9 protein-coding genes and 1 tRNA gene are annotated in these 8090 nt (G+C 64.3%); 1 reads left to right on the top strand and 9 read right to left on the bottom strand.

Features of this window, described 5'->3' with window-relative positions; genetic code table 11:
* Both ACFVVC_RS22335 and ACFVVC_RS22330 read right to left on the bottom strand, forming a co-directional pair.
* Window positions 1-353, bottom strand: a 353-nt coding sequence (locus tag ACFVVC_RS22335) for an SDR family NAD(P)-dependent oxidoreductase (protein WP_387458511.1), incomplete at its 3' end; no start/stop codon positions are given.
* Complete coding sequence (locus ACFVVC_RS22330; protein WP_387458510.1) at window positions 350-1276, bottom strand: NAD(P)-dependent oxidoreductase; 927 nt, start codon at window positions 1274-1276, stop codon at window positions 350-352. The genes ACFVVC_RS22335 and ACFVVC_RS22330, both read right to left, overlap by 4 nt.
* A gap of 59 nt (window positions 1277-1335) precedes the next feature.
* On the opposite strand from ACFVVC_RS22330, the gene ACFVVC_RS22325 reads away from it, so the two are divergent.
* Window positions 1336-2400 (top strand): D-2-hydroxyacid dehydrogenase, encoded by a 1065-nt coding sequence (locus ACFVVC_RS22325; RefSeq protein WP_387458508.1) that lies wholly within the window; start codon window positions 1336-1338, stop codon window positions 2398-2400.
* A 213-nt stretch (window positions 2401-2613) separates the two neighbouring features.
* Here the strand turns inward: ACFVVC_RS22325 and ACFVVC_RS22320 are convergent, their stop codons facing one another.
* From ACFVVC_RS22320 to ACFVVC_RS22290, 7 genes are all read right to left on the bottom strand, one after another.
* A complete protein-coding gene (locus tag ACFVVC_RS22320; protein WP_387458506.1) occupies window positions 2614-3960 on the bottom strand; it encodes an MFS transporter in 1347 nt (448 codons plus the stop codon).
* 157 nt (window positions 3961-4117) lie between these two features.
* On the bottom strand, window positions 4118-4915 hold the full coding sequence (locus ACFVVC_RS22315; protein ID WP_387458503.1) for an IclR family transcriptional regulator: 798 nt from the start codon (window positions 4913-4915) through the stop codon (window positions 4118-4120).
* Window positions 4916-5163: 248 nt separating this feature from the next.
* Entirely contained in the window at window positions 5164-5454 is a 291-nt protein-coding gene (locus ACFVVC_RS22310) for a hypothetical protein (RefSeq protein ID WP_387458502.1), read from the bottom strand.
* A gap of 105 nt (window positions 5455-5559) precedes the next feature.
* Window positions 5560-5632 (bottom strand) — tRNA-Val (locus tag ACFVVC_RS22305).
* A 100-nt stretch (window positions 5633-5732) separates the two neighbouring features.
* Window positions 5733-6653 carry an NAD-dependent protein deacetylase gene (locus ACFVVC_RS22300; RefSeq protein ID WP_387458500.1) on the bottom strand — a complete coding sequence of 307 codons (921 nt, stop codon included), beginning with the start codon at window positions 6651-6653 and terminating at the stop codon, window positions 5733-5735.
* Between the two features lie 6 nt (window positions 6654-6659).
* Window positions 6660-7154: a peroxiredoxin gene (locus ACFVVC_RS22295; RefSeq protein WP_387458498.1), complete on the bottom strand. Its 495-nt coding sequence runs from the start codon at window positions 7152-7154 to the stop codon at window positions 6660-6662.
* Window positions 7151-7570, bottom strand: a complete 420-nt coding sequence (locus ACFVVC_RS22290) for a DUF3052 domain-containing protein (RefSeq protein ID WP_308930684.1) — start codon at window positions 7568-7570, stop codon at window positions 7151-7153. The genes ACFVVC_RS22295 and ACFVVC_RS22290 overlap by 4 nt, the downstream gene beginning before the upstream one ends.
* Window positions 7571-8090 lie beyond the last annotated feature (520 nt).

Genomic DNA, 8090 nt, shown 5'->3' with positions numbered 1-8090 from the left:
GTGGAGATGACCCGTTCCCAGTCCGCCACGTCCAACTCCAGCATCGGCACCCGGTGCTGGATCCCGGCATTGTTCACCAGAATCTCCAACGGACCAACATTCTCTTCGATCCACGCCACCGCGCGCGCCGCCTCGGCGTCACTCGTCACATCAAACGCGACACTATGCACCCGGCCCGGGGCATAATCGGCAGCCATCGCCGCTTCGGCTTCCTTGAGCCGCTCCGGGTTGACGCCGTTCAGGACCACCGTGGCACCGGCGTCGGCCAACGCCCGCGCCAACGCATTGCCAATCCCCCGGCTCGACCCCGTCACCAACGCGACCCGATCTGACAAATCAAAAAGTGAACTCATGGTGCAGCTGTTCCTTCCGCCGCAGCTGCGGCACTTTGGCTGAGGTTGGAGATGGTTTGGCGCACTACTGCGAGGTCCTGGTCGCCAAGGCCCTGACGCTTCAGTTCGGCATAGAGTTCGGCGGCGGCCGTGGCGATCGGGGTGGCCGTGCCCGCTGCGCGCGCTGCGTCGAGGACGAAGGAAAGATCCTTGTGCATGAATTTTGCCGGGCCCGTGGGGGCGTAGTCCTTGCTGACCAGGCGCGGCCCGACGATATCCAGGACCCTGCTGCCGGCCAAACCGCCGGACAGGACGTCGAAGAGCGCCGCCGGATCGAGCCCGGAACGCTCCGCCAGTTCGGCTGCTTCGGCGAGCGCCGCCGTCGTCGTCCCCACGACCAGCTGGTTGCACGCCTTGGCGAGCGACCCTGCGCCAAGGGGACCAAGGCGGCGGACGGTGGTGCCCATGGCGCGCAAGAGCGGCTCTGCCCTGCGGAACGCGGACTCCTCGCCGCCGGCCATGATGGCGAGGGTGCCGTCCGCGGCGCCCTTGGTGCCGCCGCTGACCGGGGCGTCCACAACCTGGGCGCGCCCGCCGCTGAGTTCGGCGACGCGGCGCCCGAAAGCCTGGACGGCAGTGGGCGAGACACTGCTCATGACCAGCAGGACGGTGTTGGGCGCCGGCGGCTCCTTGGTCCACCCGGCCAGGAGCCCGGCCGCCGCCTCCTCGATGTGAGGCAGGTCCGGGAGCATGAAGACGATGACGGGAAGATGCCCCAGGTCTGCCACCGTGGGGACAATTGTTCCGCCAAGATCCTGCAGCCGGGCCGCTGCCCCTGGAGACCGGTTCCAGCCCGTGACCTGCCATCCGTTGCGGAGGGCGTTCGCCGCCATCAGTCCGCCCATCAGTCCCAGGCCTGCAAAGCCTGCGCGTTTGTCCTCCATGACCCAGCCTCACGTCATCGTGCTAAAAGATTTGTTCAATATCCTAGCCATGATTCAGTATGATGAACACTATGACTTCCATAACTACCGTGGCCATTGCCGTGCCGCTCGAAGCTGAGCTGGTAGACCGCATCAGGGCCGTTGATCCGTCGATAACCGTCCTGTACGAGCCCGACCTCCTGCCGCCCGAGCGTTTCCCGGCGGACCACACCGGAGATCCGGAATTCCGGCGGACTCAGGAGCAGGAAGAGCGCTATTGGTCGATGCTGAACAGCGCACAGGTCCTCTACGGGTTCCCCAACGAAAGCCCGTCGGGCTTGGCCCGGATCGCCACCGACAACGGACACCTTCAGTGGGTGCACGCCATGGCAGCCGGCGCGGGCGGGGCGGTAAAGGCATCCGGCCTGGACCAGCAGGTCCTGCAAAAGTTCAAGGTCACAACGTCCGCCGGCGTGCACGCGCTTCCCCTGGCCGAGTTTGCGGCCATGGGGATCCTGAACGGGTTCAAGCGCACCGCCGAGCTGGCGCTGGACCAGCAGGCCAGGAATTGGCCGGAACTCCGCACCCCCACGCGGCTGGTGAGCGGTTCCCGGGTGGTCATTGCCGGACTCGGCGAGATCGGTCTTGAGACGGCCCGGCTGGCCCGCGCCCTTGGCATGGCGGTCAGCGGCACCAAGAGGACCCCGGAGCCCCTGGACGGCATCGACCAGGTAACGGGAAACGACGGCCTCGCCGGCCTCCTCGCCACTGCCGATGCCGTGGTGAACACCCTTCCGGGCACCCCGTACACGGAGAAGCTCTTCAACCGGGACGCATTTGGTGCGATGAAGCCCGGCACCGTCTTCGTCAACGTCGGACGCGGCACAGTGGTGGATGAGGAAGCGCTGCTCGAGGCCCTGGAGAACGGCCAGGTCTCCTACGCCTGCCTCGATGTCTTCGCAGTGGAACCGCTCCCGCTCGAAAGCCCGCTCTGGAGCCACCCGAAGGTCCTGGTGTCGCCGCATACATCAGCCTTGAGCGCCGCCGAGAACAGGTTGATCGCCGACCGTTTCTGCAGCAACCTCCGCATCTTCCTCGACGGCGGCGAACTCCCCCACCTCGTGGACACGGTCCACTTTTACTGACCTGGCACCGTCACCACGCACGGCCGCTGCACCCCTGCCCAAGGGGGTGCAGCGGCCGTACTTTTTTGTGGCGCCGGCCTGCTGCTCAAGCGGCTGCACGCAGCATCAATCGTCGCCGTCGGGACCTCCCGGTTCGACCATGCCGGCTTAGTTTTTCTCCCGCACACGCAAAACGCCCGGCCCGGATGACCCGGGCCGGGCGTCAGGCCGGCGTCAGCTGGCGTCTTCGACGAGGACCAGGTCCCGCCCGCCGGTTTCCGGCGTGAAGAACGTGGCGATGAACGAGATAGATGCCAGGACGAGTGAGTACAACGCAGGAACCAGCCAGGAATGGTTGGTGGCCGCCAACAGCGCGACGCCGATCATCGGGGCGAAGCCGCCGGCAAGGACGGCCGACAGTTCGCGGCTCAGCGCAACGCCGGTAAAGCGGTGCTGGGAACCGAACAGCTCGGGCAGGAGGGCACATTGCGGCCCGAGCATCGCCTGGACGCCCAAGGCGATCCCCACCACCATGACCACCCAGACGAGCGTGACGTTGCCGAGGGTCACCAGGTAGAAGGCCGGAAGCGCGATGACCGCCTGGAACAGGGCACCGTAGCGGTACACGGGGACGCGGCCGTAGCGGTCGGACAAAGCACCGAAAGCGACCACCATGACGGCGGCAAAGCCGGCCGCGATCAGCAGTCCGGTGGGGCCAATGAACTTGTCGCCGGGGAAGACACCGGCAGGCATGCTGATGAACGAAACCAGCAGGGCCGAGTAGATGGAGGAGTTTCCGTTTTCTCCCATGCGCAGTCCGATGCCCACCAGGACGTTCTTCTTGGAATGCCGCCAGATTTGGGATACCGGGTTCTTCACTACCGCCTTGTGTTTTTCCAGTTCCTGGAAGACCGGCGTCTCCTTGAGGCGAAGGCGGATGAACACCGCAATGGCGATCAGGATGATGCTGGCAAGGAACGGCACACGCCACAGCCAGCCCTGCAGGACGGACTTGTCGGCCATGGCCATCAGGGCAAATGTTCCGGCGCCCAGGAGGGTGCCCAACTGGATGCCGACGAAGGGAAGCGCAGCAAAGAAACCACGACGGCGGCGCGGTGCCACCTCGGAGATGAGCGTGGTGGCACCGGCCTGTTCAGCGCCGGCCCCAAGGCCCTGGATGATGCGGAGGGTCACCAGGAGGACCGCGCCGAGCATTCCGGCCTGGTCGAAGGTGGGCAGGAGTCCAATGGCGAAGCTGGACATTCCCATGAGGCCGATGGTGAGGATCAGGACCATCTTGCGCCCGAACCTGTCACCGATGTGGCCAAAGACGATGCCGCCGAAGGGCCGGGCCGCAAATCCCACACCATAGGTGGCGAAGGAGGCAATGACGGCGCCGCTCTCACCCAGCGGGGCGAAGAAAAGCGGGCCGAAGATCAGCGCGGACGCCAGGCCGTAGATATAGAAGTCGTAGTACTCCAGTGCGGATCCCACGGAACTTGCAAGAGTTGCCCTTCGCAGCTGGTCGGCGTCGACGACGGTGCCGTCCGCGGCCTGCGGTGCATTAGTACGAGTTGTCACAAGAACTCCCTCATCACGCGCCAGGCCCCCGTTGGTCTGGCGGGTCAGCAACGGCACCCGAGATGCCGATCACTATGTTGAACAGAGTACAGCAAGTTGAACACCAGGCAAGCGGTTGAGGCAAAAAGTACGTGCATTGCCCCTGCAGGACGCCTTTCTAGCTCATGGGATTGCCCAAGGACCGCGCCAGTTCTCGAAGTTCCTTGACCATCTGCGCTCCCTGCTCAGGGGTGTAGGTTGCCTTCAGAGCCGTAACCGACAACCCCAGGCTGGGTCCGTGGGACCCCCGGGTGGGGACGGCCACCCCCAGGCAGACCACCCCCGTGGTGGATTCCTCGTCCTCGAAGGCGTAGCCCTGCTCCCTGATGGACCGCAGCTGATCTTTGAGCTCCCGGCCGGTCCGCAGAGACTTTGGGGTGAGGATGGGCAGCTCGGCGTCGTCGGGGAACAAGGCGTCGATGTCGTGGTCGTGAAGCCTGGCGATCAAGACCTTGCCCACGGCGCAGAGGGAGACCGGCATTTTGTCGCCGATATTGGAGGTGAGCCGGACAGCCGGATGCCCCTCGTAGCGCGCCAGGTAGATGACATTGGTCTCGTCCAGCATGGCAATCCGCACCGTCTCGCCGGAAAGGGTGGGCGCCTGCTCGCAGTACCGGTAGAACTCCTGGACCTCGTCCATGCGGCTGAGATAGGCCGCGCCAAGTTCAACCAGCTTGCGGCCAAGGGTGAATTCAGAACCCTGCCTGTTGATGAGGCGGGCGTCTTCGAGCGCCAACAGCAGGTTGGAGGTGGAGGATTTCGGGATTCCCAGCTCACGGGCAAGATCGCTGAGGGTCAACCTTCCCCCCGCGGACGCCGCCAATGCCTCCAGGACGGCGGCAGCGCGGGTAACGGCAGGCGCCGGCGAAGCGCTTGCGGGCCCGTCGGAGGAACGTGGGGTGCGGGAATCGGCCATGATTCTCCTTCAGTAGGCGCATGCACTCGTCAGTACTGTCCATTCAGCTGAACACAAACCATCATAGTGGCTGCCATGGCCGGCCTGGGGTGCCGATCGCCGCTTGCGGGACGAAGCGGGCTTCGCGGGACTTTTTGTTTCCGGGAGTTCACGGTATATTCATCCCAGGCCCTCCACCGCGGCATCCCCCAATAGTCGCGGTGGAGGGTTTTCCAATGCCCTGACGCCGTCGGACAGAACGGTGCCGCTCAGGCCGCACCCGCTTCCGACTCCCTGAGCCGCCATCCGCCGCCCAGGCCGTCGCGCTGGAGATACATGGTGGTCAGCGCGGACCGGCTGTTGTTTCCCAGCCTCACCTGCAGCTGCAGGACCTCAACGTCCACGCCGCTGTTGCCCTTCGGCATCCGGCGGCTGGTTTCCCACCAATTGATGCGTTCGTACCATCTCACCGGCTCGGCACCTACCGCCCATTCCCTGCCCCGGCTCAGCACCGCCGTCGGCATTCCCTCGCTGTCTGTATGCACTATGACGTGTTCCATTCCTGCAAGGTATGGCAGGGCACTGACATTGGGACTGGAAACACCGAAATACAAAAAAACCCCGCCGCCCCGCCGGAAAGGCGGGACAACGGGGTTTGAAATGAGTGGGTCCTACCGGGATCGAACCGATGACATCCACGGTGTAAACGTGGCGCTCTACCAGCTGAGCTAAAGACCCAAATCACGCGGTTTCCGGCGGTAACGCCGCAACCAACGAACATAAACTCTACCCGACGTTGGACCACGAACGCGAATCGGCCCCGGCTGGGACCGCCTCGCTACAGCGGAGGAAGTTCAGACGCCAGGTAGCCCAATGCCTGGCTGACCCCGGCTTCGAGCTTGATGGTTGCCTTGTCATCACCGCGGGTGGGACCCCGGTTGATGATGACCACCGGTTTTGACTGCTTGGCGGCGTGCCGCACGAACCGCAGGCCGCTCATGACCGTCAGGGAAGAACCGGCCACTACCAGGGCGGCTGCTTCGTCCACCATTGCGTAGGACCGCTCCACCCGGTCCTTGGGCACGTTTTCACCGAAGTAGACAAAGTCGGGCTTCAGGGTCCCGCCGCAGGCAGGGCAGAGCGCCACCACGAAGCTGTGGATGAGCGCCTGGTCCTCAACGGTGGCATCAGCGTCGGGCGCCATTTCCACGAGTCCGGAAGCTGCCGCCCGCTCCAGGAAGCCGGGGTTGAGTTCCTCGAAGACACCGGCGAGGAGGCGCCTGGAGTAAGTCCGGCCGCAGTCCAGGCAGATCACTTGGTCATACCGGCCGTGGAGGTCGACGACGTTTGAACTGCCCGCCTCCTGGTGCAGCCGGTCGACGTTTTGGGTAATCAGTCCGGTAAGGTAACCGCGCCGTTCAAGTTCGGCTGCGGAATAGTGGCCCTGGTTCGGATCAGCATGCCGCATATGGGACCAGCCAATATGGTTCCTGGCCCAGTATCGGCGCCGGTTGGCGCCGTCGCGGACAAACTCCTGGTAGGTCATGGGCGAACGGGGCGGCGAGTCCGGGCCGCGGTAGTCGGGGATCCCGGAATCTGTGCTGAGCCCGGCCCCGGTCAGCAAGGCGAAACGTACCCCCGCGAGCAGGTCCCGGATCCGGACCAACACCTCAAGGTCCTCACCTGAGGGCGGGGCCGGGGCCACCGGCGGCATGCTGGCAAAGCCCGTCAGGCCTGTCCCCCGCCGCTGCTCAGCCATGTCGACTCAGGCCCGCTTCAAATCCGCCAAAGCCGCACGGTAGCCACCGAAGTCACGGGCCTGGCCCCGCGGGTTCACCACGCTGTACCGGACCGCGCCCTCGGCATCGATGATGAAGGTGGCCCGCTTGGCCATGCCGCTGCCGGCGTCGAAGACTCCGTAAGCCTTGGCGACGCCCCCGTGCGGCCAGAAATCGGCCAGCAGATCGAAGCCATACCCCTCTTGCGCCGCGTAGGCACGGAGGCTGAACTTGCTGTCAACGGACACTGCAAGGACCACGGCGTTCGAATCCTCGAACGTGGCGAGGTTGTCGCGTATCTCGCACAGCTCGCCGGTGCAGATCCCGGAGAACGCAAACGGGTAGAACACCAAGGCAACGTTCTGCCCGCGGAATGACGAGAGTCGAACCGGCTCACCGTACTGGTTGGCCAGCTCAAAGTCCGGCGCGGTCGTGCCTACGGCGGGAACAACTGCGGAAGCGGCCTCAACCGCTGCCGTCATTTGTTCTTCCTGCTGACCAGGCGCGCCGCGCTCCAGTCCTTGGAGACACCGGCAGAGGTGGTGACATGCAGGCCGGCAGTGGGTGCGGCTTCCTGGATATCCGCCGGCGAAACGTAACCGTCCCTGCCCGACTTGGGAGTCAGGACCCAGACGACGCCGTTTTCGCTCAGCGTAGTGAGCGAATCCATCAGGCTGTCCACCAGGTCTCCGTCGCCGTCGCGCCACCAAAGGATGACAGCGTCGGCCACGTCGTGGTCGTCCTCATCCAGCAGCTCCGAGCCGGTGAGGTCTTCTATATCGTCACGCAAGTCGAAATCGACGTCGTCGTCGTAACCGAACTCCTGAATCAGATCCCCATTTTTGAAACCCAATTTTTCCGCCACATTTACCGAAGTGGCGGCGTCGGCCTCGCTCACGTGTTCCTCCAATACGTCATACATGCGTTGTGCATAGTGATTTCCATTACTCCCAAGCCAACACCCTTTGTGCCTGCGCTTCAAGCTGCCGCCCCCGGGATTGCGCATATTCTGCGTCACATCCCGTTGCGGCGGCGCCCCGGCAAGGCTATTGGCCACACAACCAGTATGACGAACGAAATACAACAGCAGCACCGGGGCCGCAGCTACGCATCGTGTTGCCGTCAGGGCTAGAGTGGCTGATGACAACTATGCCCGCGGGACGACACCCCTGTGACTCCGGACAGGCATAGGAGCGCTAGGAAGCTGCCCGGCACACATGACCGGGCTGTTGTAACCGATACGTCGCACACGGCGTATATACGCCGGGCAGTCACCCTGCCTGGCCTGAGTGCGCCGATTCATGCGCGCAAAGAGAGGTTGGACGTGGCTGCAGGAGAAGAGACCTCCCATATCCTCAGCGGGTTGACTAACCAGCTGCCTGATCGTGATCCGGAAGAGACTGCCGAGTGGGTTGAGT

It is taken from the genome of Pseudarthrobacter sp. NPDC058196 (assembly GCF_042882685.1).
Lineage (GTDB): Bacteria > Actinomycetota > Actinomycetes > Actinomycetales > Micrococcaceae > Arthrobacter.
This window is presented reverse-complemented; position numbering and strand designations above follow the sequence as displayed.